The sequence below is a fragment of the Arthrobacter sp. NPDC057259 genome (assembly GCF_042668995.1).
Taxonomy (GTDB): Bacteria; Actinomycetota; Actinomycetes; order Actinomycetales; family Micrococcaceae; genus Arthrobacter.
The window spans coordinates 122,450-146,828 of the sequence record NZ_JBHUYA010000006.1 but is presented as its reverse complement, the minus strand read 5'-3'; the positions used below and the strand labels follow the sequence as shown (position 1 = coordinate 146,828).

General features: G+C 69.5%; 22 protein-coding genes and 1 other RNA gene. 15 read left to right on the top strand and 8 right to left on the bottom strand.

Translation table 11 applies throughout. The features are described from left to right. The first annotated feature begins 112 nt into the window (after nt 1-112). From ffs to recR, 3 genes are all read left to right on the top strand, one after another. An RNA gene (ffs, locus tag ACFUCU_RS11540) (signal recognition particle sRNA small type) lies at nt 113-209 on the top strand. A gap of 27 nt (nt 210-236) precedes the next feature. Continuing rightward, nucleotides 237-3,347, top strand: coding sequence for a DNA polymerase III subunit gamma and tau (locus ACFUCU_RS11535; protein WP_377972716.1), 3,111 nt, complete (start codon nt 237-239; stop codon nt 3,345-3,347). Nucleotides 3,348-3,394: 47 nt separating this feature from the next. Next, nucleotides 3,395-3,994 carry a recombination mediator RecR gene (gene recR, locus ACFUCU_RS11530; RefSeq protein ID WP_377972714.1) on the top strand — a complete coding sequence of 200 codons (600 nt, stop codon included), beginning with the start codon at nt 3,395-3,397 and terminating at the stop codon, nt 3,992-3,994. 81 nt (nt 3,995-4,075) lie between these two features. Here recR and ACFUCU_RS11525 read toward each other — a convergent pair whose 3' ends face one another. Both ACFUCU_RS11525 and ACFUCU_RS11520 read right to left on the bottom strand, forming a co-directional pair. After that, nucleotides 4,076-4,531 carry a hypothetical protein gene (locus ACFUCU_RS11525; protein ID WP_377972713.1) on the bottom strand — a complete coding sequence of 152 codons (456 nt, stop codon included), beginning with the start codon at nt 4,529-4,531 and terminating at the stop codon, nt 4,076-4,078. A 106-nt stretch (nt 4,532-4,637) separates the two neighbouring features. Then, complete coding sequence (locus ACFUCU_RS11520; RefSeq protein ID WP_377972711.1) at nt 4,638-5,018, bottom strand: VOC family protein; 381 nt, start codon at nt 5,016-5,018, stop codon at nt 4,638-4,640. Nucleotides 5,019-5,118: 100 nt separating this feature from the next. Here ACFUCU_RS11520 and ACFUCU_RS11515 point away from each other — a divergent pair, with 100 nt between their 5' ends. Further along, nucleotides 5,119-5,709 carry a GNAT family N-acetyltransferase gene (locus ACFUCU_RS11515; protein ID WP_377972709.1) on the top strand — a complete coding sequence of 197 codons (591 nt, stop codon included), beginning with the start codon at nt 5,119-5,121 and terminating at the stop codon, nt 5,707-5,709. 111 nt (nt 5,710-5,820) lie between these two features. Further along, complete coding sequence (locus ACFUCU_RS11510) at nt 5,821-7,179, top strand: aspartate kinase (protein WP_290256736.1); 1,359 nt, start codon at nt 5,821-5,823, stop codon at nt 7,177-7,179. Between the two features lie 68 nt (nt 7,180-7,247). Here the strand turns inward: ACFUCU_RS11510 and ACFUCU_RS11505 are convergent, their stop codons facing one another. Both ACFUCU_RS11505 and ACFUCU_RS11500 read right to left on the bottom strand, forming a co-directional pair. After that, on the bottom strand, nt 7,248-7,481 hold the full coding sequence (locus tag ACFUCU_RS11505; RefSeq protein ID WP_377972707.1) for a hypothetical protein: 234 nt from the start codon (nt 7,479-7,481) through the stop codon (nt 7,248-7,250). Nucleotides 7,482-7,620: 139 nt separating this feature from the next. Further along, entirely contained in the window at nt 7,621-7,845 is a 225-nt protein-coding gene (locus ACFUCU_RS11500) for a hypothetical protein (RefSeq protein ID WP_290256738.1), read from the bottom strand. 81 nt (nt 7,846-7,926) lie between these two features. Here ACFUCU_RS11500 and ACFUCU_RS11495 point away from each other — a divergent pair, with 81 nt between their 5' ends. The 4 genes from ACFUCU_RS11495 to ACFUCU_RS11480 are packed head-to-tail and all read left to right on the top strand — an operon-like array spanning nt 7,927 to nt 10,360. Then, a complete protein-coding gene (locus ACFUCU_RS11495) occupies nt 7,927-8,388 on the top strand; it encodes a MarR family winged helix-turn-helix transcriptional regulator (protein WP_377972705.1) in 462 nt (153 codons plus the stop codon). 28 nt (nt 8,389-8,416) lie between these two features. Next, nucleotides 8,417-9,001 carry a serine protease inhibitor gene (locus ACFUCU_RS11490; RefSeq protein WP_377972703.1) on the top strand — a complete coding sequence of 195 codons (585 nt, stop codon included), beginning with the start codon at nt 8,417-8,419 and terminating at the stop codon, nt 8,999-9,001. Further along, on the top strand, nt 8,994-9,953 hold the full coding sequence (locus ACFUCU_RS11485) for a 3-methyladenine DNA glycosylase (RefSeq protein WP_377972878.1): 960 nt from the start codon (nt 8,994-8,996) through the stop codon (nt 9,951-9,953). The genes ACFUCU_RS11490 and ACFUCU_RS11485 overlap by 8 nt, the downstream gene beginning before the upstream one ends. Then, nucleotides 9,950-10,360, top strand: a complete 411-nt coding sequence (locus ACFUCU_RS11480; protein ID WP_377972701.1) for a serine protease inhibitor — start codon at nt 9,950-9,952, stop codon at nt 10,358-10,360. Before ACFUCU_RS11485 ends, ACFUCU_RS11480 begins: the two co-directional genes overlap by 4 nt. Nucleotides 10,361-10,564: 204 nt before the next feature. Here the strand turns inward: ACFUCU_RS11480 and ACFUCU_RS11475 are convergent, their stop codons facing one another. Together ACFUCU_RS11475 and ACFUCU_RS11470 are read right to left on the bottom strand one after the other, a co-directional pair. Further along, nucleotides 10,565-13,735, bottom strand: a complete 3,171-nt coding sequence (locus ACFUCU_RS11475; RefSeq protein ID WP_377972877.1) for a S8 family serine peptidase — start codon at nt 13,733-13,735, stop codon at nt 10,565-10,567. 359 nt (nt 13,736-14,094) lie between these two features. Next, nucleotides 14,095-14,280, bottom strand: coding sequence for a hypothetical protein (locus tag ACFUCU_RS11470; protein WP_290256742.1), 186 nt, complete (start codon nt 14,278-14,280; stop codon nt 14,095-14,097). Between the two features lie 365 nt (nt 14,281-14,645). Between ACFUCU_RS11470 and ACFUCU_RS11465 the strand changes: the two genes are divergently transcribed. The 6 genes from ACFUCU_RS11465 (at nt 14,646) to purL (ending at nt 21,151) form a co-directional block, all read left to right on the top strand. Beyond that, complete coding sequence (locus ACFUCU_RS11465; protein WP_290256743.1) at nt 14,646-14,819, top strand: CsbD family protein; 174 nt, start codon at nt 14,646-14,648, stop codon at nt 14,817-14,819. A 290-nt stretch (nt 14,820-15,109) separates the two neighbouring features. Next, a complete protein-coding gene (locus ACFUCU_RS11460; RefSeq protein WP_377972699.1) occupies nt 15,110-16,096 on the top strand; it encodes a hypothetical protein in 987 nt (328 codons plus the stop codon). Between the two features lie 82 nt (nt 16,097-16,178). Continuing rightward, nucleotides 16,179-17,540, top strand: coding sequence for a chaplin family protein (locus ACFUCU_RS11455; protein WP_377972698.1), 1,362 nt, complete (start codon nt 16,179-16,181; stop codon nt 17,538-17,540). A 269-nt stretch (nt 17,541-17,809) separates the two neighbouring features. After that, nucleotides 17,810-18,061, top strand: coding sequence for a phosphoribosylformylglycinamidine synthase subunit PurS (gene purS / locus ACFUCU_RS11450; RefSeq protein WP_290256746.1), 252 nt, complete (start codon nt 17,810-17,812; stop codon nt 18,059-18,061). Nucleotide 18,062: 1 nt separating this feature from the next. Further along, complete coding sequence (gene purQ, locus ACFUCU_RS11445) at nt 18,063-18,821, top strand: phosphoribosylformylglycinamidine synthase subunit PurQ (RefSeq protein WP_377972695.1); 759 nt, start codon at nt 18,063-18,065, stop codon at nt 18,819-18,821. After that, nucleotides 18,818-21,151, top strand: coding sequence for a phosphoribosylformylglycinamidine synthase subunit PurL (purL, locus tag ACFUCU_RS11440; RefSeq protein WP_377972694.1), 2,334 nt, complete (start codon nt 18,818-18,820; stop codon nt 21,149-21,151). The genes purQ and purL overlap by 4 nt, the downstream gene beginning before the upstream one ends. Before the next feature lie 95 nt (nt 21,152-21,246). Here purL and ACFUCU_RS11435 read toward each other — a convergent pair whose 3' ends face one another. Both ACFUCU_RS11435 and lgt read right to left on the bottom strand, forming a co-directional pair. After that, entirely contained in the window at nt 21,247-23,355 is a 2,109-nt protein-coding gene (locus ACFUCU_RS11435; protein WP_377972692.1) for a transglycosylase domain-containing protein, read from the bottom strand. Next, nucleotides 23,345-24,292, bottom strand: coding sequence for a prolipoprotein diacylglyceryl transferase (gene lgt, locus ACFUCU_RS11430; RefSeq protein ID WP_377972690.1), 948 nt, complete (start codon nt 24,290-24,292; stop codon nt 23,345-23,347). The genes ACFUCU_RS11435 and lgt overlap by 11 nt, the downstream gene beginning before the upstream one ends. Nucleotides 24,293-24,379: the final 87 nt, after the last annotated feature.

Genomic DNA, 24,379 nt, shown 5'->3' with positions numbered 1-24,379 from the left:
ATACTAGACTACCCGAACTTCCGCCCGTCGACCAATCGGGGTGCCGATGGGCGTGAATGGCCCCTGCCTGGGAACGGATTCGGGGCAGGCCGGGATCTCGGGTAAAGTAGTCGACGGCCCCTCATGTGGCGTCATCCTGTTGAACTCCCCCAGGACCGGAAGGTAGCAAGGGTAAACGGGCTCTGGCGGGTGCATGAGGGGTCTTTTATGTCTGTGCCGATTGGTAGGGTTTAAGCGTGACCGTAACTACCGCCCTGTACCGCCGCTACCGGCCTGATTCGTTCGCGGATGTCATCGGGCAGGAGCACGTCACCGACCCCCTGATGACGGCGTTGCGCAAGAACCGCGTCAACCACGCATACCTCTTCTCGGGCCCGCGCGGCTGCGGCAAAACCACCTCCGCCCGCATCCTGGCCCGCTGCCTGAACTGCGCCGAAGGCCCCACCGACACCCCCTGCGGCGTGTGCCCCAGCTGCGTGGAACTGGCCCGCGGCGGCGCGGGTTCCCTGGACGTCATCGAGATCGACGCGGCGAGCCACGGCGGCGTGGACGACGCCCGCGACCTGCGTGAACGGGCCACCTACGCGCCGGTCCGGGACCGCTACAAAATCTTCATCATCGACGAGGCCCACATGGTCACCTCGGCAGGGTTCAATGCGCTGCTGAAGATCGTCGAGGAGCCGCCGGAACACATCAAGTTCATCTTCGCCACCACCGAGCCGGACAAGGTGATCGGCACCATCCGGTCCCGCACCCACCACTACCCGTTCCGCTTGGTTCCACCGGAGCCCCTGATGGCGTACCTGGAGCAGCTTTGCCAGCAGGAGAACGTCCCGGTGGCGCCGGGCGTCCTCTCGCTCGTGATCCGCGCCGGCGGCGGCTCGGTACGTGACTCCCTTTCGGTCCTGGACCAACTGATGGCCGGCGCCGGCCCCAACGGCCTGGATTACGAGCTGGCCGTGGCCCTGCTGGGATACACGCACGCCTCACTGCTGGACGACGTCGTCGAGGCCGTGGCCGCCGCCGACGCAGCCACGGTGTTCCGCGCCGTGGACCGCGTGATCCAGACCGGCCACGACCCGCGCCGCTTCGTCGAGGATCTGCTGGAGCGCTTCCGCGACCTCATCATCGTCCAGGCGATGCCGGAGAGCGCCCAGTCCATCCTTCGGGGCATGCCGGCGGACCAGATCGCCCGGATGCAGAGCCAGGCGCACAACCTGGGCGCGGCCGAGCTCTCCCGCGCGGCGGACGTGACCAACACGGCGCTCACCGAGATGACCGGCGCCACCTCCCCGCGGCTGCACCTCGAACTGCTGTGCGCCCGCATCCTGCTGCCCGGCGCGGAGCAGACCGAACGTGGGATCGCCGCCCGGATCGACCGCGTGGAGCGGCGCCTCAACTACGCCGGATCCGACGGCGGTGTCCCGGCAGCCGTGCCCGCCGCCGCGGCACCCCCCACTGCTGCCGCTCCCGCAGTGGCGCCCGCGGCCCAGGCACCCGCTGAGAGCCAGGCCCCCGCAGTTCGGGCACCGGAACCGACACCCCCCGCCACGACCCAGGCTGTGCCTCCCGCCGCCGCCCAGTCGGCCGCTCCCGTGCCTGCTTCGGCAGTATCGGCCGAGCCGCCGCGCCAGTCCCCGGCCCCGAGCCAGGCAGCCGCTGCGGATTCCGCCCACGACGGCGCCGACAACGCCGCGGCTCCGGCGCAGGCTCCGGCACCGGCGTCGGCTCCCGCGCCAACACCTGCAGCTACCCCGGCTCCCGCGCGCGCCGGGACGGCCGCGCCGGGGGCCACCCGGCCCGCCGAGGCCGCCCCGGCTGCCGCTCCCGCCGCTTCCGGACCCGGCTCCGGTTCGGGCCCCGATGTGGAGGTGCTGCGCCGCGCCTGGCCGGAAATCCTGCAGACCCTGACCAAGATCAAGCGGAGCACCTGGGCCCTGGTGGAACCGAACGCCCAGGTGGGCCATGTCGAGGGCCACGTCCTGACGCTGCTCTTCAGCACCGCCGGGCTGGCTGGGGCCTTCGGCCGCGGAGACCACGCCGAAAACCTCCGCCAGGCGATCCACAAGACGATCGGCATCGACTGCCAGATCACCGCAGTCGCCGGCGGGTCCAAGAGCCCAGCGAGCTCTGAGCCAAACCCAAAAGCGCCTACTGAGCCCGAGGCTGCCCCCAGCTCGGCCGATGTAGCGTGGGGCCTCGCCCCCGCGACGGCGCCGGCCACCGCGCCCGCATCGGCCTCCGCAACCCCACGCGATGCTGCCCCGGTGCCCGCCGCCGCAACGCCTGTGACGGCCGAAGCCGCCGTTGCTGCGCCGGCTCATTCCGCTGTGGCCCAGTCTGCGCACGCCCAGTCTGCTCCGACTCAGTCAGTTCCTGCTCAGTCTGCTCCGGCCGCACCCTCCGCAAACCGTGGAGCCGCTTCTGCGGAGGCATCCGCCGCGGCACCTTCAGCCGCATCGACCCCCGCGGCACCCGCCGCCCCCGTGCCGCCGTCCGCTTCCGCCCCGGCGCCCACGGACCAGGGCTGGAGCGGCTCGTACGCAGACCCGGATGACGACTGGGGCCCGCCCCGCGACGAGGACGCTCCGCCGCTGGATGAAGAGCCGCCGATGGACTGGACTCCGTCGCCGTCAGGCCCTGTCCAGGCCACCCCGACGCCCGTGCGGGCCGGCAACCCGGCACCCGGCCGGGCGCCGGCCGCCGACCGCACCCCCGTTACCGCCCCCACTCCGACGACCGCGGACGCTGGTGCAGGTACGGGAACGGCCAGGCCCGATCCCGCCCAGGATCCCTGGGCCCGCGCTGTCGAACAGTCCCCGGGCGTCTGGACCGTCGGCACCGAGCTGAACGTGGGACGGAACGTCGTGGCAGGGCCCGCGGCATCCGCGGAACCCGAACCCCACGTCACCGAGCCGGAACCGCGCCGCTACGAACCCGCGACGGCGCAGCCGCCTGCGCGGCAGAGCATCCCTGCGCCGGCGGCCCCAGCCCCCGGGAGCCTCCCGCACGCCGCGCCGCAGGAAGCCGCGGCGACCGGCGGCTCGGCCGTCCTCACTGCGGCACCGCCGGTAACGACCCCTGCGCCCGTCGGTGCGCCTGCCGGCGGACGGCAGAGCCTGTACCAGCGCCTGTCGAACAGCCCGGAGGCGGAGGCCGGACGCGCCAAGGCGCCCGCCCGGGCCGTCGCGGCCGCCGCCACCTATGAGCAGGACATCCCCAGCGCCGACGATGAAACCATCGAGGAATCGGGGGTCTTCGGCCGCGCCGCCGTCGAACGCATCCTGGGCGGCAAGCTGCTCGAGGAGCGCTCCCTCGACGGCAGCCCACTGGCCCCGCGCTTCTAAACCTCCCGGCGCACTGAGCGGCGCCACCCCCAACGAACGAGGAAATTGTGTACGAAGGTGCAGTCCAGGAGCTGATCGATGAGCTCGGCAGGCTACCCGGCGTCGGGCCGAAATCCGCCCAGCGCCTGGCCTTCCACATCCTCGAGGCCGATCCGCAGGACATGAAGCGGCTGGTCGAGGCGATCACCACGGTGAAGGAACGCGTGAAGTTCTGCACGGTCTGCGGCAACGTCACCGAACAGGAGCTGTGCAACATCTGCCGTGACCCGAGGCGTGATCCGTCGGTCATCTGCGTCGTAGAAGAGTCCAAGGATGTCCTCGCCATCGAACGCACCCGGTCCTTCCGCGGCCGGTACCACGTGCTGGGCGGCGCCATCAACCCGATCGCCGGGGTGGGCCCGGAACAGTTGCGGATCCGAGAGCTCCTGACGCGGCTGAACGACGGCGCCATCCAGGAGATCATCATCGCCACGGACCCCAATCTGGAGGGCGAGGCGACGGCCACTTATCTGGCGCGGATGCTGAAGTCCATCGGCATCGCCGTTACCCGTCTGGCCTCCGGCCTGCCCGTGGGCGGCGACCTCGAATACGCCGACGAGGTCACCCTGGGCCGAGCCTTCGAGGGCCGCCGCAACGCCCTCAGCTAGACCGAAGCAGGCCCCCGAAAGGGAGGCGCCCGGCTCAGTGACCGCGCGGTCCGGGACCGTCCTGTCCGAGTGGCGGCCGGATCACTGCCAACATGTCCAGCGACTCCGGCTCGCCGCGAGCTCCACCCTCCCCTTATCGGTGGCCAGGGTGACCGCTTCATACCCAGCCGACGCCGGCAGGTATTTCCGGTCTTTGCCGGCGATCGTCCAGGGCTCCGAGACGTCCGCGACGGTGAAGTTCGTCGAGCGCCCGGACGATTCAAGGGTCTCGTAGGCGGCGGGTTGGAACCGCAGCGCTCCCTCGGTGGGGGTGACGATGCCGGGATTCCAGATCCCGCTCAGGGAACCCGGCAGGGAGTCCGGGTAGCGAAGAAAGGCGCGCATTTGTCCCTTCCCGGCGAGTTCCTTTCGCTCCTTCCGCGTCGCGCGCAGATAGACAACGGTGATCAGCCAATACACGACGACATTTGAAAGCCCGCTAAAGATGACGGGTCCTGGCTCCCGCCCGGAAAGGGCCAGCCAGGCGGAGGTGCTCACGATGGCTAACACCACCAGGCCGATAAACGCACCGAGGTACGGGTGTTTCCGACCCCACGTCCTCAGCGCCTTCCGTGAGGCCCGCACCGTCGGTGTCCGCCGCGGCTCAGGCGTCGAGGAAGAGGCAGAACGGATGTCCGGCCGGGTCAAGATGCACCCGCACGTCGTCCTGGGGCTGGAAGTCGGCCAGCGTCGCGCCGGCCTGTTGCGCGTGGGTGGAGGCCTCGGCCAGATCCACGACGGCGATGTCCAGGTGCATCATCATCTGTTGCGCCCCGGGCCCGGCGGGCCAGACCGGCGGCACGTACCCGGCGTCGCTCTGGAATGAGAGCCCCGCGCCGCCGTCCGGGGAGACCAGCGTGACCCATTCGGGCTCATCCTGCCCGAGCTCCCAGCCCAGGAGGCGGCGGTAGAAGTCCGCCAACTCGCGGGCATCGGGGGCGTCAAGGACGACGCCGGACAATCTCAACGCTGGCCTCTGGCTCATAGCAACCCCCACAGTGCGGTTCCGACTCTCGGGCCAGTATTGCACCCCTGCCGCCGGCCGGAACAGACCGGCGGCAGGCCGGGCGGTAGAGTTCCGGACAATGATCCCGGACCCCATCCCCACCGAACGGCTGACTCTCCGGCCCCTGACGGCCGGGGACGAGGCCGCCCTGCTGCGGTTCCGCGGCAACGCGGAGGTCACCCGGTATCTCTCGCACGCCCCGCTGGGTCCCGCCGAGAACTCCACCCGGTTGCACACCATGCTGTCCCGGGCCGAGGCCTCCACCCCGGAACACTTCGACCTCTGCTGGGCCGTGGTCCTGCGCGCCACCGGCGAGGTGATCGGCGATGCCCGGACCTGGACCGCCGAAGCGCCACCCGCCCCCGGACCCATCCCGGCCGGCGCCGCCGCCCTCGGCTACCTGATCCACCCTGACCACCACGGCCACGGCTATGGGCGGGAGGCGGCGGGCGCCCTGGTGCGCTGGCTGTTCGAAGATCGGGGCGTCGGCACGGTCCTCGCCGGCGTCTACGAACCCAACCTCCCCTCCCGCAGGCTGCTTGAGACGCTGGGATTCGTCCCGGACCACTACTTCACGGCGGCCCAGGACCGCGCCGGGAAGGGCCTCCCCTCCTGGCGCTACCGGCTGGACCGGCCACCGGCGGCGGGTCCGCCCGCCGGTCACAATTGAACGCCGGACCGGCCGCGGCGATAAACTTGGGCTGAAGCAGCCGTCGCACCACTCGGTCGCGCCGTTTGGCTGCTTCACCCAGAACCCCGATGATCCAGTGAGGGTGCGCGCATGAGTCTGCCCACTACCGAAGTCCACCCCGGACCGCAGCCGCAGGGGCTGCCGGTGATCCCGGGCGCCACCAAACACCTCGTCGTGAAGAAGTTCGGCGGCTCCTCGGTGGCCGATGCCGAGGGCATCAAGCGGGTCGCCCGCCGCGTCGTGGACGCGCACAACGCCGGCGACGAAGTCGTCGTCGTCGTCTCCGCCATGGGTGACACCACCGACGAACTCCTCGACCTGGCCGCCCAGGTGACCGACTCCGCACCGGCCCGCGAAATGGACATGCTGCTCTCCGCCGGCGAACGCATCTCGATGGCGCTCCTGGCCATGGCGATCAACAAATACGGCGCCTCCGCCCAGTCCTTCACCGGCTCCCAGGCGGGCATGATCACGGACGGCATCCACGGCAAGGCCCGGATCATCGACGTCGACCCGCACCGGATCCGCACCGCGCTGGACAAGGGCCACATCGCGATCGTCGCCGGCTTCCAGGGCATGAGCCGCACCACGAACGAGATCACCACCCTGGGCCGCGGCGGCTCGGACACGACGGCGGTAGCCCTGGCGGCCGCCCTCGACGCCGACGTCTGCGAGATCTTCACCGACGTTGACGGCATCTACACCGCCGACCCGCGCGTGGTCCCGTCCGCCCGGAAGATCGACAGCATCTCCAGCGAGGAAATGCTGGAACTCGCCGCTTCCGGGGCCAAGATCCTGCACCTGCGGTGCGTGGAGTACGCCCGCCGTTTCGGCGTCCCGCTGCACGTCCGCTCCTCATTCAGCCAGCACGAAGGCACCTGGGTGCTGCCCAGCGCCGACGACAAGATCACGATTCAAGAGGGAGTTGCCTTGGAGCAGCCAATCATCTCCGGCGTTGCACACGACCGTTCCGAGGCCAAGGTCACCGTCGTCGGCGTCCCGGATATCCCCGGCAAGGCGGCGGCGATCTTCCAGGTCATCGCGGATGCGCACTCGAACATCGACATGATCGTCCAGAACGTCTCCACCCACGGGACCGGCCGGACGGATATCTCCTTCACCCTGCCGATCGTCGAGGGCGCCGACGCCCTGGCCGCCCTGCGCGCTGCCCAGGCCGAGATCGGCTTCGAGAACATCGAATACAACGAGAAGATCGGCAAGCTCTCGCTGATCGGTGCGGGCATGCGCTCCCACCCGGGCGTTTCGGCACGGTTCTTCGCCGCCCTGTCCGAGGCCGGGATCAACATCAACATGATCTCGACCTCCGAGATCCGCATCTCCGTGGTCACCCACGCGGACCTGCTCGATGACGCGGTGCGGGCCATCCACAAGGCCTTCGACCTCGACAGCGAGGACGAGGCGACGGTCTACGGCGGCACCGGACGCTAAGGCACTTCACGCGGGACATACGAAAGGGAGCGGCAACCTGCCGCTCCCTTTCGCGTTTAAACGTCGGGTCAGACCTGTTCCTTGGGAAGGTCTTCGCGGCGGACGGCGTAGTGATGCCCCGCCGCATCCGTCTCGATCTCGAAGCCGGCGAGCTCCTGCTCGGAGGCGAGTTCGAAGTCGTCGTGCCGGTGCACCACCGGGGCGGCGTAGTCTCCGCGTGAGGCCGGGCCGAAGACGAACCGCACCCAGGTGGACGGGTGCAGCCGGCTGCTGTGGGCGGCCCTGCGCAGTGCATGTGCCATGGTTTCCACCTCCTCCCCTGCTGACAGGATGAGCGGAAGGACGGCGCGCCGGCCGGGACGTCGTTTCCAGCGAGCGGGCCGGGGCCGCCGGTGCCTCAATTTTACGCCCGACGGAGGGAAATGAGCCGGGGCTTCCCGCCTAGCGGAGCGACTTGTCCCCGGGGTCCCGGGGCACCACGTAGGTGCTGCCGTCGGGGCGGCGGACGGTCTCCCACTGCCGGGTCTCTGCCTCCCGCTGGGCCAGCAGCCGGCGGTTCTGCTCGGTCATGTCGTGCCCCAGCGAGCCGCGGCTGGCGGGACCGAACACGGCCCGCAACTTCCCGGTTGCCCGCATGAAACGCTCGGCGGCGGATTCCTTCGCCATCACCACTCCTTCGCAACGGATATGCCACCAGTGTACGCTAATGATTAGTGCACTAATCATTTCTGCGCCCCGAGGAGTTCCATGACCGACAGCGCCACCGCCAGCCCCGACTTCATCGACGAAGACCTGCTGCTGGAACACCAGCTCTGCTTCGCCCTCACCGTCGCCTCGCGCAATGTGGTGGCCGCCTACAAACCCGTCCTGGACAACCTGCACCTCACCCACCCGCAGTACCTGGTGATGTTGACCCTCTGGGAATCCAGCCCGCGCACCGTCCGCGAGATCAGCGACGCCCTGGACCTGGACCCGGCCACGGTCTCCCCGCTGCTGCGCCGGCTCGAGGCCGTGGGCTACGTGACCCGGGAACGGGCCGAAGGCAACGAACGCAGCCTCGCCGTCGGGCTCACCCCGGCCGGCGCGGCGCTCCGCCGGGACGCGACGGCGATTCCCGGCACCATGATGGCCCGGCTGGGGCTGAGCCGGGACCAGGTGGCCGAACTCCATGTCGCCATGACCCGGCTGATCGCGGCCACCCGGCGATAGACTGGATTTCAACCCGAGGAGGTCCGCCATGCGCAAACCCCTGATGCACGTGCTGCTCATCGCGGCCACAGCCACCGCCCTGGCCGCCTGTTCGCCGGGCGGCTCCGGCGGCCCCGGCCCGACAGGCTCGTCCCCCGCCGGCTCCAGCTCCGCCGGCAGTTCCTCCGGCACACCCTCAAGCGGCACCAGCGGCACCCCGTCCGCGGACGCCGAGACCACCGCGGCGGCACCGTCCCCCTCGGCCGCGGCACCCACGGCCGGGCCGGGCGCCGGCAACGCCGAGCTCTCCATCATGGTCAAGCCCGGCGGCAGCGGCCAGCCGGCCAATTACACCCTGGTCTGCCGCGACGGCGTCCCCGCGGCGGAAAGCCAGCACCCCTCCGCCACTGCCGCCTGCGCCGCCCTGAAGGCCAACGCCGCCCTGCTCAGCCCTGCGCCGCGGCCCACGGACAAGGCCTGCACCCAGCAGTACGGCGGCCCGCAGGAGGCCACGGTCACCGGCTCGGTGGACGACCGGCCGGTCGAAGCCACCTTCAGCCTGCGCGACGGCTGCGAAATCGCCCAATGGAACGCCGCCAAGGACGTTCTGGGCTCGAGCGGCGGGGCTGGCTAAACTGCAGCACCTGACAGACGAACAGTGGACCCGGCGGGAGGCCGCCCACCAGGAACGCGTCCGGACCTACGCCGACCCCTACCTGGCACGGCGGTCGGCCGGACGCAAGCACCCGGTGGAAGACTTCCTCTTCACCTACTACACCCAGAAACCCGGACAACTGCTGCGCTGGCACCCGGGCGCCGGCGTCGTGCTCTCCGGCCCAGCCGCCGCCGCGCGCACCGACTGGAAGTACTACCGCGCGGCCGACGACGCCGAACGCGCCGCCGCGGGCGTGCCCGACGGCGTCCCGGCGGTGACCGTCGACGTCGAGCGCTTCCTGGCCGAACGGCGCGAGGCGGTGCAGTTCGCCGGGATCATCCTGGCCGGCACGGCGGCCCGGCCGGCACAGTTCGGCTGCTTCGGCCTACACGAATGGGCCATGGTCTACCGCCAGGACAAGTTTGCGCTCCGCCACGAATACCTCACCCTGCGGCTGGGATCCGCGGGCACGGACCAGGTGGTGGAGGAGAACAGGATCCGCTGCTCGCACTTTGACGCCTTCCGGTTCTACACCCCGGATGCCGTGCCGCTGAACAGCCTCTCGCCGAGCCGGGAAAACCAGCGGGACCTCGAACAGCCCGGCTGCCTGCACGCCAACATGGACCTCTACAAGTGGGCCTACAAGCTGGCGCCCGTGCTGCCGAGCGAACTGGTGATGGACTGCTTCGAACTCTCCTGGCAGATCCGGGCCATGGACATGCAGGCCTCCCCCTACGACCTCAGCGAGTGGGGCTACCCGCCCATCAGGATCGAAACCGCCGAGGGCAAGGCCGACTATGTGGACCGGCAGCGCGGCTTCGCGGACGCCGCCCAGGAGTTGCGGGGCCGTCTGCTGCAGGAACTCGACCCGCTGCTCACGGCCGCCGCCCGCCAGCAGCCCCGCACCGCAGCCCAGGAAGGAACGCCATGACCGCCACCAATGGCGCCGGCGAGCCGGCAGCTTCACCCCACGACCGGACCACGAATCCCGAGGTGGACCTCACCATCACGCTGACCGAGGCGCCGGGCGGCCCGGAGTACGTGTTCCGGCTGGTCGCGGACGGCCAGGAGCCCGGCCCTGAATCCACGCTCCCCGACGCCGCCGCCGCGCTGGCAGCCGTCCGGCAGCACGGCGAGGCCATCTTTTTCCCCGTGCCCGGGCCGCCGAAGCTCTGCACCCAGCAGTACGGCGGCCCGCAGGTCGCGGTGGTCACCGGCACGTACCGGGGCCGCGGCGTCGAGGCCCGCTTCAGCCGGACCGACGGCTGCGAGATCTCCCGGTGGAAGTCCATGGCCCCGCTCCTGGGCGGGACGGCCCGTTCCACCGGCGCGGTCTAAGCGCCGCAGGGGCGGACCGGCGCACGGGCGCCCGGCGCCCGAGGCCCCGTTCTCGGCGCCCGGCCCTGGGCCCCAACGCGCCAGGGCGCCAAGGCGCCAAGGCGCCAAGGCGCCAAGGCACAATGAACAAACAACAGGAGAACACAGCAGTGGCCGGCGGTAAGACCGCCGGCCACTGCTGTGTTCAGGTGTTACGCGCTACCGCTAGATAGCGTTGTTGGGGCTGTCCGGATCCTGCGGGACCACCTTGGCCTGTTCTTTCTTGACCTGGGCGCCCTTCTCCAGTTGGGCCGCGTCGCCGGTGCCCGCCTCGTCGCCCGGGCCGGTGTTGCTGGCCTGGTCCTCGGCGGTGGGGGCCACGGCGGTGGTGCCGTCGGGGCTCACCATGACGGTGACGAAGGTCGGGTCGCTGGAACCTTCGAAGGTGATCCGGCCGATGTACGAACCGGCCGCGAGGCCCTTCCAGTTCAGCGTGACCTTGCCGGCCTTGCCGTTGGTCAGCTTCAGCGGGTTCGGCGAGACGGAGGCGTTGCCCACGTTGGCGCCGAGCACCGCCGCCTCAACCGAAGCCTTGGTGGCCTTGCCGCCCGGGCTGGCGTACAGGTTCGCGTAAATCGTGTACTTACCGGCTGCGGGGTTGGGGATGGAGAGGGTCTCGCTGGAGGACGAGGTCGCAACCTGCTCCACGCCGCGCGGGGTCACCACGTACATGTCGAAGTCGGCGCCCGGATCGGAGGAGATCACGGAGAACTTCGCCAGCGGCACGCCGGCCGGAACCTGGACGGTCTTAATGTACGTCGAGGCGTCGGCCGTGGCGGTGAACGGACCCGGAACCAGCGAGATGGCGGTGGCGTCGGCCTTGGAAAGGCCGTCCAGCGTCATGTTGGTCGGGTTGTTCGTGCCGGAGACCACCTTGATGTCACCGGAGCCGGTGCCCTGGTTGGTGGTCAGGGTGACGTCCTTCGGAGCCACCACGGACTGCGGGCGGACCGAGATCGGCGAGGTGACGGTCTTGCCCGCACCCTGCCAGGACAGCGAGCCCATGGCGAACTGGCCCAGCGGGGCACCCTGGTTCTCGAAGGTGACCTTGAAGGTGCGCTGTTCGCCGGCGGCCTTGAAGTTCAGCGCCGCCGGGGCCACGCTGACCTTGATGCCGGGGACGTTGACGCTGGCCTTGTAGACACCCGGAGTCAGGGCGGTCACCGTTCGGGTGACCTCGATCTTCCCGGTGAGGTTACCCAGGGCGAAGGACGGGACGTTCATGTCACGCGCCTTGGTGCTGGACTTCAGGCCCAGGTCCACGCCGGTGCCCTGGATGAACTTCAGGTAGTCCTGGGTGTTCGCGTCGTACACCAGGCCCGGGTCGACCATGCGGGCCGGGTCCACCTCGCCCGCGCCGGTGGCGAAGACGTCGGTGTTCTTGGTGCCGTCGGCGAGCTTGACGTCGGAGGTGGTGGTCATCATGGCGGACTTCACCGCGGCCGGGGACCAGGTGGGGTTCTTGCCCAGCAGCAACGCGCCGAAGCCGGCCACGTGCGGGGAAGCCATCGAGGTACCGGACATGAAGCCGAACTTGGCACCGTTTTCACCGATCGGCGAGACGCCTGCCAGGACTGCAACGCCGGGGGCGGTGACGTCCGGCTTCAGCAGGTCCGAATCGGTGGCCAGCAGCGGTCCGCGGGAGGAGAACCCGGCGATCTGCGGCTGCGCCTCCAGGGGCAGGCCGGTGGTGTCCTTGTTGACCAGGGACACCTTGATGCCCGGGTTGGCCGCGACCTTGTCCTTGATGGTCTGGGTGGCGGGCGGGTTCACGTGCACCGTGGGCACCGCGTGCTGGTCCGCGTCCAGGGAGGAGTTGGTGAGGTTGACCAGGATCATGCCGACGCCGCCGGCTCGGGCAACCTCGGCGCTCTTGGCGACGCGGTCCACGACGCCGCGGTCACAGACGACGACCTTGCCGGCGACCTTGGTCCCGTCCAGCGTGTTGGGGCCGCAGAGGGCCGGCGAGGAGGGTGCGTTGGCCGCTGCGGCGTTGGCTGCCAGCACGACTCCGGCGTCCTTGACCTCGCGGTTCATGATGCTGGCTCCGCGGAACTTGCTGCCGTCACCGAACTCGACCGTGCCTTGCAGTTCCTGGGAGAAGCTGCTGGCCGCCACGGTGGTCACCCAGGGGGCGCCGTGGTTGACGGTGCTGGCGGTGGGGCCGGAGTTGCCGGCGGAGGCGGCGACGAAGATGCCGCTGGCCGACGCGTTCAGGAACGCGATGGAGACCGGGTCGATGACGGACGTCGCGGAACCGGAGATGGAGTAGTTCAGGACGTCGACGCCGTCCTCGATGGCCTGCTCGACGGCGGCGACGGAGGAGGAGCTGTAGCAGCCGCCGGTGTTGGGATCGGTGTCTTCCCAGCAGACCTTGTAGATGGAGAGCTTGGCCGCCGGGGCGATGCCGCTGGTCAGGCCGAAGCTGCGGCCGTCCACGAAGGATTCGACGTTTGCGTTGCCGGCCGCGGTGCTGGCGGTGTGGGTACCGTGGCTGGCCACGTCAACCGGGGAGAGCTGCTCCAGCGGCGACCGGTCACCCGGGGCCACGTAGCTAAGGAAGTCGTCCGCGAAGTAGTGCGCGCCGAGGACCTTGGAGTTGCAGGCGGTGCCGTCGAAGGATGCACCGGAGTCGACGCCCTTCTGGCAGTCGCTGGTGAACGTCTCTCCGTCGGCCTTGAGCATGGCAATCTTGCCATCCGCCGCGCGGTACGGGACGCCGACCACGGGGGCGCCGGAGAGCGGCTTGACCGGGTCGCCGGCGAAGAAGGCGCTGTCCGGGGTGTACCCGGTGTCGATGACGCCGACGACGACGCCCTTGCCGGCGCCGTCCTGGCCACCGAAGGTGGTGTTCCAGGTGCCATTGGGACCACTGAGCTTGAGGAAGTCGGTGGTGGAGTAGTCCGGGGCGTTCTCCGTGTCCGGAGCCACCGCCAGGACGCTGGGGTCCTTGGCGAGCTTGATCGCCTGGTCCGTGGTCAGCTTGGCGCTGAAGCCGTTGACCGCAGCAGAGAACTGACGGCCCATCTTGACGTTCTGCTTGCCGGCGACCTCGGCCTGCTTCTGCTCCAGGTGCGCGCGGTAGTTCTTGACTTCGCCCTTGCTGGGGTCAAGCTTCTTGCCCGGCGCGGGCTTGGTGGCTGGCAGGCCGGGAGTGGAACCCTCGTAGCTGGCCGCCGGCTGCTCGGCCAGCATGACGATGTAGCGGCCGTCCGGGTAGTTGGCCGGGTCCAGATTCTTCTGGGCGACGCCGGCGACGGTGGTGCCTTGTGCCGTGGCCGCGGTGGCGGGCGCGATGGCAACGGTTGAAAGGAGAACCGGCAAGCCCAGGGTCAGTGCCGCGGCCCTCCGGAGTCCCCCGCTTCGAAGGAAGCTCTTTCCTGGTGATTTCACGAGTGTTTTGAACCTTTCAGAAGGAACGGTCCCGGCGCGGAGGCCGGGGACTGTGGTCTGGAACGGGCGCTGGAGCAACTCTTGTCACATGCGGCCCGGCGGATACCAGCCGTTTCACACAGTACAGACTGAGAGCCGGATATGACATAGACCACAGGTAACGAATTAACTTTGGTCAAACGATTCGACAACTCTTGTCGCGGTCGGGGCGCGCGGAAGGCGGGCGGTCTGTGACCGTCCGGATTTCGGTATTTGTAGTCCCTTTGTGCCCTCCGCGGAGGGTCTTGGGGTGGCCCGATCCGCTACTGGCGGGGCGTCCGCACAACCTCGCTGATCCAGGCCCTGGTCTTCTCATCCAGCGGCCCGGCAACATTCGTCTCGCGAGCGGCACGGTCGGCCAGGACCTTCTGCAGGACCATCCGGCCGAGGCCCGCAAAGACGGCGGCGGCGACCACGGGAAGGACCACGGACCTGGGATTCTGAGCCATGCGCTCATCCTACTGATCGGCCCCGTCAAGGTCACGGCAAATTTTCTCCAAAAAAGTCAGGACCGGACCGTGACGATCCGCCGCCGGGGCGCGTCTTTACCTATGTAGAGCGATTCACTCCGGCGCTCTCCCGACCACGGAAGAGAGAACCATGCGCAACAAGATCATTGCAGCAGTTGTCACGTCGCTGGCCGGCTGGCTCAGGGGACGGCTGGGCCGCCGCGGGGGCACACAGCCCCCTGCGCGCCGCTAGGCCGCTCGTCAGGCCGCACAGGCCGCTAAGTAGGTCTGCACACAGAATTCCCCCGCCGGGGTGAATGCACAGAAGTACGTAACCGCAGCAACGAACAAGGAAGGTGTACATCATGGGTATCGGAGACAAGATCCAGAACGCAGCTGAATCCGCAGGCGGAAAGCTGAAGGAAACGGTGGGCAAGGCCACCCACAACGAAGAGCTCGAGGCCGAGGGCCAGGCCGACCAGGCGAAGGCCTCGGTGAAGAAGGCCGGCGAAAACGTCAAGGACGCGTTCAAGGGCTAACCAGCGCACCACTGCAGTAAACCGGGAGGCGTCCTTGGGGGACGCCTCCCGGTTTTTTCATGCCTGGTCCGCGACGGCTTCCCGGGGTGCCTCGGCCAGCATTCGGCGCGAGCGTCATTTCACCGCCCCGCCCGGACTGGACGAAGGTGCCTCGCCGGGCGGAAGAGGAGTGCTCGCTGCCTTTAATCCATTTGCCAGACTTTCTAAAGAAATCTCTGGAAATTACTCCTTCATCATCCGTATGCTGGGTTCACTTGCAGATCGCTGCTCCGTGGGGGAGGTGTTTTGAGATGGAAAGTTCACGGCCCTTGTGGCGCGTGGTCCGGCCCGTGCTCCTCGCGGCTGCCGCCGCGACCTCGTGGCTTGCCATCTCGGCCACGGCAGCCTCTGCCGACTCCCCCACCGACCGAGGGCCGCTCGCCGGGCAGGTCCTGTCCACCGTAACGGCGATCGCCGCTCCCGATGTGGCCGTCGAACTCCCGCTGGCTTCCCGGCCCAACGGTGACGCTCCCGCACCGGGGCTTCTCTCCGTGGTGCCGAAGCTGCAGCCTCTGGCCGGTGGGGTGACGTCCCGGGCGGACGCCCTGGCGGCAACAGTCCCGGTGGCGGACGTTCCGGTGGTCGGTTCGGCCCTCACGCTCCCGCCGCTGACTCCGGTCACAGACCCTGTCCTGGGCCTCGCGGACAGTGCCGTGTCCGGCGTCGTGGTCTCCGCCGACTCTGCCGTCGCGTCCGTCGTCGACGGCGTGGATCCGGTCCTCGGCGCCGTGACCGGGCCGGTTGCCGCCGTCATCACGCCTCCGGCGCTGCCCGCCGTCCCGTCGGAACTGCCGGCCCTCCCATCGGAACTGCCCGGCGGGGCTGCCGTGGCGGCAACCCTCGACCCTCCGGCCGAAGGCGTTACGGGCAGCACCCAGAGCCCCTCTGCGGACATAGAGCCTGCCACAGCCGCTTCGGCCACAGCCCGGGATGCCGTCGCGGCGACGGTCTCCGCGATACCCCGCACGCAGCCTGCGGCGCCGAACCACGCTGAAACCCCGATGATGTCCCTCGCCGATGATCCGGCCGATGAGTGGGCGCCGGGCGCCCCGGACCCCGCACCGGAGGTTCCCGGCAGCGGCTCAGGATCCGGCGCTCCCTCCGGCGGCAGCGCCAACCCTGCCTGGCTCTCCAGCTTCCGCCTGCACCTCGCGGGCGCCCTCAACATTCCGGCGCGGGGAGACCTGCTCGCGCCGCCCTCCCCGGTGTCCGTTGACCCGGGGTCGTCTCCTGACTAGTTGAGCCCTGCCGCGCCCCAGGCGCGGCCACGGCATCCACGGCCCCAGCGGCCGCTCAACCACTTTTTCAGGAGACTTTGTCATGCATCAAAACCTTCGCCGAGGCCTGCTCGGCACCCTCTTCGCCGGCGGCCTGCTGGCCCTCGGGAGCACGGCGGCCTCAGCGGCCGACACGACCACCACCGGCTCGGACGGACTCCTTTCCGGCACCCAGGTCACCGCGCCGATTTCAATTCCGGTCAATCTCGGGGCGACGTCCCTGGGGCTGCTGGGCGACTCCACCGCCACCACCGGCGGAACCAGCACCGGTACCGCGCCTGCGGCGCCGGCCGGATCCACCTCCACCACGGGCGCAGACGGGATCCTCTCCAGCACCCAGGTCACCGCACCGGTCACGGTCCCGATCAACCTCGGAGCCACCTCCGTGGGCGCACTGGGCAACTCCACCGCCACCACCGGCGGACCCACCACCGGGACCGTACCCGCCGGATCCACCTCCGCGGGTCCGACAACCACCGGGGCGGACGGAATCCTCTCCGGCACCCAGGTCACCGCGCCCATCAGCGCACCAATCAACCTCGGCGCCACCTCGGTGGGAGCACTGGGCGACTCCACCGCCACAACCGGCGGAACCACCACCGGGACCGCACCGGCCGCACCCACCGGATCCACGCCGTCCGGGTCCGCGTCCACCACCGGGGCGGACGGAATCCTCTCCGGCACCCAGGTCACCGCGCCGGTCACGGCCCCGATCACCGTCGGCGCCACCTCCGTGGGCGCACTGGGCGACTCCACCGCCACCACCGGCGGGACCACCGCCGGGACCGCACCGGCCGGATCCACCTCCGCGGGTCCGACAACCACCGGGGCGGACGGAATCCTCTCCGGCACCCAGGTCACCGCACCGGTCACGGCCCCGATCAACCTCGGCGCCACCTCCGTGGGAGCACTGGGTGACTCCACTGCCACCACGGGTTCCGGCAACATGGGCCAGGCAGCAGCGGGCCCCGCATCGGGTCCTGCCACGACCGGCTCCGGCGGGATTCTCTCCGGCACCCAGATCACCGCGCCCATCAGCGCGCCGATCTCGCTCGGCGCCACCTCGGTGGGCGTCGGTGGCGGCTCTGCGGCCACGACGGGCAACCCGCCCACGGTCACTCCGCCGGTCGTGACTCCCCCGGTGGTTACCCCGCCGGTCGTCACACCGCCAGTGGTTACTCCCCCGGCGGCGGAGTCGCCTGCCGCCGTCCAGCCCGGAAACCAGGGCGCCACCGGCACCTCGCAGGGCATCGTGTCCGCCGCTTCAGCGCCGTCAGGTGTCCCCGCCGGGGCCACCACGCTCGCCTACACCGGAGCCAACGCCAACGCACTGTGGCTCGCGGGCCTGTTCCTCGGCGCGGGACTGCTGATGTTGCTCGGTATGCGGCTCAAGCGGTCGGCCTAAGCAACGGCCCCAGTAAAGGACTAACCGTCCTGTGAGCTGTCCGGGGACGCCCCATGGCGTCCCCGGACATCCGCGCGCACAGGGCCAGCCAGGCTCCAGCGGTCACGAATACGCCCGGCGGAGCAGGCCCGGTAGAATAAGCGTGCAAGCTCGCGGAGCGCCCGAACCACGCCGTCCTGGAACATTCCTGTTTCATCACAGCGGGACCGGCGTGAGACGGCACCACTCCGCTGCGCCCTTACCCAACGCTCACGCACAGGAGTTGCCGGATGCCCCGGATCGTTGTCGACGTCATGCCCAAGCCCGAGATTCTGGACCCGCAGGGGAAGGCGATCGTCGGAGCGCTGCCCCGCCTCGGATTCACCGCCTTCAGCGGCGTCCGCCAGGGCAAGCGTTTCGAACTCACCGTCGACGGCGAGGTGACCGAGGAGATCCTGGCCCAGGCCCGGAACGCCGCGGAGACCCTGCTCTCCAACCCGGTGATCGAGGATGTCGTCAACGTCGAGGTCGTCGAGGCCTGAAATGACTGAACAACCCCTGATCGGCGAGGCCGTCGCGATCGCTGCCGAGCCCCGGCTCGCTGGCGCGAAGATCGGCGTCGTCACCTTCCCCGGCACCCTCGATGACCGCGACGCCGCCCGCGCCGTCCGGCTCGCCGGCGCCACCCCCGTGGCCCTCTGGCACGCGGACACCACCCTGGCCGACGTCGACGCCGTCGTGATCCCCGGCGGTTTCTCCTACGGTGATTACCTGCGCGCCGGCGCGATCGCCCGGTTCGCCCCGCTCATGTCGAAGATCATCGACGCCGCCAACTCCGAGGCCCGCCTGCCGGTCCTGGGCATCTGCAACGGCTTCCAGATCCTCACCGAGTCGCACCTTTTGCCCGGCTCCATGATCAAGAACGACCACCTGAAGTTCCTCTGCCGCGACCAGGTCCTCCGCGTGGAGAACACCGCCACGGCGTGGACCGGTGACTACACCGCCGGCCAGGAAATCACCGTTCCGCTGAAGAACCAGGACGGCCAGTACATCGCGGACGCGAAGACCCTCGACGCGTTGGAAGCCGAGAACCGCGTGGTGTTCCGCTACGTCGGCTGGAACCCGAACGGCTCCCGCCGCGACATCGCCGGCATCACCAACGAGGCGGGCAACGTGGTGGGCCTCATGCCGCACCCCGAGCACGCCATCGAGGCGGGCTTCGGTCCGGAGAACGGCTCCGGCACCGAGGGCCTGGGCTTTTTCACCTCTGTCCTGAACAAGATCGTGGGAGACAACAAATGACCGAGACCCCCGCCGTGGCCAAGCCCGCGGAGTCCGGCAAGAAGTTCAACATCGACACGGTGGAGAACGCGGCCAGGACCCCGGACACCGAGCTGCCCTGGGCCGAGCTGGGCCTGAAGCAGAACGAGTTCGACGAGGTTGTCAAGGTCCTCGGCCGCCGCCCCACCGGCGCCGAGCTGGCCATGTACTCCGTCATGTGGAGCGAGCACTGCTCCTACAAGTCCTCCAAGAACCACCTGCGCCAGTTCGGCGAGAAGGTCACCGAGGAGATGAAGAAGGACATGCTGGTGGGCATCGGCGAGAACGCCGGTGTCACCAACCTCGGCGACGGCTGGGCCGTGACCTTCAAGATCGAGTCGCACAACTCGCCCTCCTTCGTGGAGCCTTACCAGGGCGCCGCGACCGGCATCGGCGGGATCGTCCGCGACATCATCTCGATGGGCGCCCGCCCCGTGGCCGTCATGGACCCGCTGCGCTTCGGCGCGATCGACCACCCGGACACCGCCCGCGTCATGCACGGCGCCGTGGCCGGCATCGGCGGCTACGGTAACTCCCTGGGCCTGCCGAACATCGGCGGGGAGATGGTCTTCGACTCCGTTTACCAGGGCAACCCGCTGGTCAACGCCCTCGCCGTCGGCGTCATGCGGCATGAGGACATCCGCCTCGCCAACGCCTCCGGCAAGGGCAACAAGGTTGTCCTGTTCGGTGCCCGCACCGGCGGCGACGGAATCGGCGGCGCGTCCGTGCTGGCGTCCGAGTCCTTCGACGACACCAAGCCCTCCAAGCGTCCGGCCGTGCAGGTGGGCGACCCGTTCGCGGAGAAGGTCCTGATCGAGTGCTGCCTGGAGCTCTTCAAGGGCTCCCTGGTGGAGGGCATCCAGGACCTCGGCGCTGCGGGCATCTCCTGCGCCACCTCCGAACTGGCGTCCAACGGCGACGGCGGCATGCAGGTCGAGCTGACCTCCGTGCTGCTGCGCGACCCCACCCTGACCCCGGGCGAAATCCTGATGTCCGAGTCGCAGGAACGCATGATGGCCGTGGTCACCCCCGAGAACGTCGAGGCGTTCGAGGCCGTGATGGACAAGTGGGCCGTGGAGTACTCCTGGCTGGGCGAGGTGACCGACACCGGCCGCCTGATCATCACCTGGGACGGCGAAGTGATCGTCGACGTCGACCCGCGCACCGTCGCCCACGACGGCCCGGTCTACGACCGCCCCTACGCCCGTCCCGAGTGGCAGGACTCCGTCCAGGCGGATGCCTTCACCGGCTCCGTGCAGGATACCGGCCGCCCGGCCGCCCCGTCCGAGCTCGCTGCGGCCGTCACCGAGCTGGTGGCCTCGCCGAACATGTGCAGCAAGGCCTGGATCACCAACCAGTACGACCGGTACGTCGGCGGCAACACCTCCATGGCGTTCCCGGACGACGCCGGCGTGGTCCGGGTCGACGAGGAGACCGGCCTGGGCGTCGCCCTGGCCACCGACGCCAACGGCCGCTACACCTACCTGGACCCGTACCAGGGCGCGCAGCTGGCCCTGGCCGAGGCGTACCGCAACGTGGCCACCTCCGGCGCCATCCCGATGGCCGTCAGCGACTGCCTGAACTTCGGTTCCCCCGAGGACCCGGACGTCATGTGGCAGCTCGCCGAAGCCATCCGCGGCCTCTCCGACGCCTGCATGGAACTCGGCATCCCGGTCACCGGCGGCAACGTCTCGCTCTACAACCAGACCGGCACCACCCCCATCCACCCCTCCCCCGTGGTGGCGGTGCTGGGCAAGCTCGACGACGTCGCCCGCCGCACGCCGTCGGGCTGGCGTGAGGACGGCCAGGCGATCTACCTCCTCGGCACCACAGGTTCCGAGCTGGACGGGTCCGAGTGGGCCAACATGCGCGGCCACCTGGGCGGCCGGCCGCCGAAGGTTGACCTCGCCGCCGAGCGCGAGCTGGGCCAGATCCTGATCAACGCCTCCCGCGACGGCATGGTGGACTCCGCCCACGACGTCTCCGAGGGCGGCCTCGCCGCGGCCCTGGTGGAATCCGCGCTGCGCTACGGCGTCGGCGCCCGGATCTCGCTGCAGGACGTCATGGACCGCGACGCCGTGGACCTCTTCACCGCGCTGTTCTCCGAGTCGCAGGCGCGCGCCGTCGTGGCCGTGCCCCGCTCGGAGGAGATCCGCTTCAAGGACATGTGCACCGCCCGCGGCTTCGCGCACGTCCGGATCGGCGTCGTCGACGCCGAGGGCGGCACGCTGGAGATCAACGGCGTGGACACCCTAAGTCTGGACGCGCTCCGCGAGGCCCACGAGGGGACACTGCCGAAGTACTTCGGCTAAGGCCCAACCACCGCCTGAACCGAACGGCCGCCCCTCCTCAGCAGGGGCGGCCGTTCGGTTTTATTCAAGGTCGCGCTTCAGGCGGCGTCCGGCGCTCAGCGGGTCATCGACGCCGGGGGCGTGGCGAACTTTTCGCCGGGGTAGCGCTGCGCCGCGGCGTCCATCAGCCGGCCCCACTGGCCGCCGGCGATGTCCGCGCCGTCCACGCCCACGTAGTAGCGGCCGTTGATGGTGATGTCCTGGTTCACCCAGCGCGGCCCGATGCCCTGGTAGCTGCCGAACCAGGACGCCGTGGCGATCCCGGAGGTGCCGCCCACGGTCCAGGTCATGGTGTTGCCGTCCGTGGTGCCGGTCTTGGCGAAGATGTCCGTGGCCTTGGAAACCGGGATGTTGTAGCCGGAGCCCCGGGTCAGCACGTTCTTCAGCGCGTAGGTCACCCCGGCCGCGACGTCAGGATCGATGGCCTGCTGGCAGTGCGCGTCCGGGACCGGGTACGTCTTGCCGTGCGGCCCGGTCACCGATTCGAGGGCGATCGGGTCGCAGTGCTTACCGCCGGCGGCAAAGGTGGCGTAGGCGTCCGCCATGGTCAGCGGGGCGACGTCCTGGGTGCCGATCAGGCTGGCGATGCTGGAAACGTCGTAGGGCTTGTTGGTGTGTCCGTCGGCGACGCCGGCCGCCGTCGCCATTTTCTGGATGTTGCAGAAGTCCAGCTGCGCGGCGGACTGGAAGGTGATGGTGTTGATCGACTGGTAGAGGCCCTGGAGGACACTCATCCTGACGTAGTGGTTCGCGTCGTCGTTGGGCAGGAGCTGCGTCCCTGCCGCCGGGTCATAGGATCCGGTGGTGCGGCCGCAGGAGTTCTGCCAGGGGTAGCCGGGCCGGTAGAGGCGCACCGCGCCGTCCAGGACAGTGCCCATGGACTTGCCGGCGCGCAGCCACTCGGCGAAGACGAACGGCTTCATGGTGGAGCCGATCTGGAAGCCGCCGGCGCCATCGAGGGGCTGGCCGTTGGCGTCCCGTTCGGGCAGCGCGAAGTTGCCGGTGTAGTTGCCCGGACCCGCCGTGGGGTTGTAGTTGGTGTTCTGCGCCATGGTCAGCACCTTGCCGGTGCCGGGCTGGACGCTGACCAGGGACGCCCCGCGCTGCAGCGGGTCGGTGGCGGACATGGAGGCGTTGACCTGGTCCTGGGCCACCTTTTGCAGCGCCGGGTCCAGGGTGGTGCGGATCGTCAGGCCGCCCAGGTAGAGCAGCTTCTTCCGGGCGTCCTCGTCGGGCCCGAAGGCCGGGTCGTTGAGGATCAGCCGCTGGACGTAGTCGCAGAAGTAGGGCGCGGAGACGGCACCGGCGCAGCCCTGGCTGGCCGGGTGGACGTTGAGGCCGATCGGTGCCTGCACCGCCGCGTCGTGGTCGGCCTGGCTGATCTTGCCCTGCTGGAGCATCTTGTCGAGGACCTCGTTGCGGCGGGACACCACGTGGTCCGGCTGGGTGAGCGGGTCGTAGTAGACCGGGCTGTTGACGACGCCGGCCAGCGCCGCCGCCTGCGGCAGGGTCAGTTGCGCGGCGCTGACGTTGAAGTATTCGTGGGCGGCGGCGTCGATCCCGTAGGCGCCGTTGCCGAAGTAGACCACGTTGAGGTAGCCCTGCAGAATCTGGTCCTTGGAGTAGGTCTTCTCCAGGGCGATCGCGAGCTTCATCTCCCGCAGCTTGTCCCCCACGGTCTTGGCGTAGCCGAGCTTGACGTCCTCGCTCTTCCCCTGCGCCACCAGGGACTCGATGATCATGTTGTTGACGTACTGCTGGGTGAGGGTGGACGCACCCTGGCGGCCGCCCTGCGCGGTGGCGACGAGGGCGCGCAGGATGCCGGTGGTGTCGATGCCGCCGTGCTGATAGAAACGGGCGTCCTCGATGGCGACGATGCCGTCCTTGATGAAGGGGGACATCTTCTCCAGGCTGACCGGCGCCCGGTTCTCCGCATAGAAGGAGGCGATGACGGAACCGTCGTTGGCCAGGACGGTGGAGGTGGCCGGCGGGGCGTTGAGGTTCAGGTCATCGGGGAGCTTGTCGAGCATGCCGATCGAGTCGCTGACCACCGCGCCCGCCATGGCGGTGGCGGGGATGAAAAGACCGGCCACCAGCACGCCGCACACGGTCCCGGCCGCGATGAAGGCCAGGACCGCACGCCAAAGGGAGCGCCTAGCGGGCATCGGGATGTTCCCGGGTCGCGGGGGCGGTCTCGGCGTCAGCGCCAGCGGTCTTGGCGTCGACGGCGGGAGGCTCGTCACCGCCGTCGGGCGCGGCGCCCGGGATCGCCACCGAACGCTTCCGGCGGAAGGTCAGCAGGAAGCCCGCGGCACCGCCCAGGAAGATCAGCGCGGCCACCCAGGTGTTGACCCGGAGCCCCAGGATCAGGTTGGCGTAGTCCGAGCGCATCAGTTCGAAGGCGAAGCGGCCCGCCGTATAGCCGGCAACATAGAGGGCGAACACGCTGCCGGCTCCGAGCTTGAAGCGGCGGTCCAGGAAGAGGATGAGCAGGGCCACGGCGACGCACCAGAGCGACTCGTACAGGAAGGTCGGCTGGAAGTAGCCCAGGACCAGGGGGGCGCCGGAGGGATCGGTGACCGCGTTTCCGGCGGCGTCCATCTGGTGGATCTGCAGTTTCCACGGCAGGGTGGTGGGGTCGCCGTAGAGTTCGTTGTTGAACCAGTTGCCCCAGCGGCCGAGGGCCTGGGCAAAGAGCACGCCGGGCGCCACGGAATCCAGGAAGGCCACGAAGGACACCCCGGCCCGGCGGCAGCCGATCCAGGCGCCCACGCAGCCGAGCGCGATCGCTCCCCAGATGCCCAGGCCGCCGTCCCAGATGGCGAAAGCATTCCAGGGGTTCCGGCCGGGCAGGAAGTACAACTCCGGGTCCGTGATGACGTGGTAGATCCGGCCGCCGATGATCCCGGCCGGAACCGCCCAGACGCAGATGTCCAGGACCTGGCCGGGCAGGCCGCCGCGAGCGATCCAGCGGCGGGACCCCAGCCAGATGGCCACCGCGATGCCGGCCAGGATGCAGAGGGCATAGAAGTGGATGGTCAGCGGTCCCACGTGGAAGGCGCTGACGGTCGGGGACGGAAAAAACGAATCTCCGGCGGTCATGGCGGTCCTGTCTAAGAAGTGCGCGGCACGGTAATTGGTTCTGCCACAGAACTATTCTAGGTCTGACTCTATCCGGCTAAACTGGGC

Bases quoted from the DNA above. Each gene is read 5' to 3' on its own strand.
- ACFUCU_RS11515 (WP_377972709.1), top strand. From the start codon at position 5,119: ATGATCCCGGACCCCATCCCCACCGAACGGCTGACTCTCCGGCCCCTG.
- purQ (WP_377972695.1), top strand. From the start codon at position 18,063: ATGACTGAACAACCCCTGATCGGCGAGGCCGTCGCGATCGCTGCCGAG.
- ACFUCU_RS11520 (WP_377972711.1), bottom strand. From the start codon at position 5,018: ATGAGCCAGAGGCCAGCGTTGAGATTGTCCGGCGTCGTCCTTGACGCC.
- ACFUCU_RS11455 (WP_377972698.1), top strand. From the start codon at position 16,179: ATGCATCAAAACCTTCGCCGAGGCCTGCTCGGCACCCTCTTCGCCGGC.
- purS (WP_290256746.1), top strand. From the start codon at position 17,810: ATGCCCCGGATCGTTGTCGACGTCATGCCCAAGCCCGAGATTCTGGAC.
- ACFUCU_RS11465 (WP_290256743.1), top strand. From the start codon at position 14,646: ATGGGTATCGGAGACAAGATCCAGAACGCAGCTGAATCCGCAGGCGGA.
- ACFUCU_RS11495 (WP_377972705.1), top strand. From the start codon at position 7,927: ATGACCGACAGCGCCACCGCCAGCCCCGACTTCATCGACGAAGACCTG.
- ACFUCU_RS11490 (WP_377972703.1), top strand. From the start codon at position 8,417: ATGCGCAAACCCCTGATGCACGTGCTGCTCATCGCGGCCACAGCCACC.
- ACFUCU_RS11480 (WP_377972701.1), top strand. From the start codon at position 9,950: ATGACCGCCACCAATGGCGCCGGCGAGCCGGCAGCTTCACCCCACGAC.
- ACFUCU_RS11500 (WP_290256738.1), bottom strand. From the start codon at position 7,845: ATGGCGAAGGAATCCGCCGCCGAGCGTTTCATGCGGGCAACCGGGAAG.
- purL (WP_377972694.1), top strand. From the start codon at position 18,818: ATGACCGAGACCCCCGCCGTGGCCAAGCCCGCGGAGTCCGGCAAGAAG.
- ACFUCU_RS11505 (WP_377972707.1), bottom strand. From the start codon at position 7,481: ATGGCACATGCACTGCGCAGGGCCGCCCACAGCAGCCGGCTGCACCCG.
- ACFUCU_RS11460 (WP_377972699.1), top strand. From the start codon at position 15,110: ATGGAAAGTTCACGGCCCTTGTGGCGCGTGGTCCGGCCCGTGCTCCTC.
- ACFUCU_RS11470 (WP_290256742.1), bottom strand. From the start codon at position 14,280: ATGGCTCAGAATCCCAGGTCCGTGGTCCTTCCCGTGGTCGCCGCCGCC.
- ACFUCU_RS11510 (WP_290256736.1), top strand. From the start codon at position 5,821: ATGAGTCTGCCCACTACCGAAGTCCACCCCGGACCGCAGCCGCAGGGG.
- ACFUCU_RS11435 (WP_377972692.1), bottom strand. From the start codon at position 23,355: ATGCCCGCTAGGCGCTCCCTTTGGCGTGCGGTCCTGGCCTTCATCGCG.
- lgt (WP_377972690.1), bottom strand. From the start codon at position 24,292: ATGACCGCCGGAGATTCGTTTTTTCCGTCCCCGACCGTCAGCGCCTTC.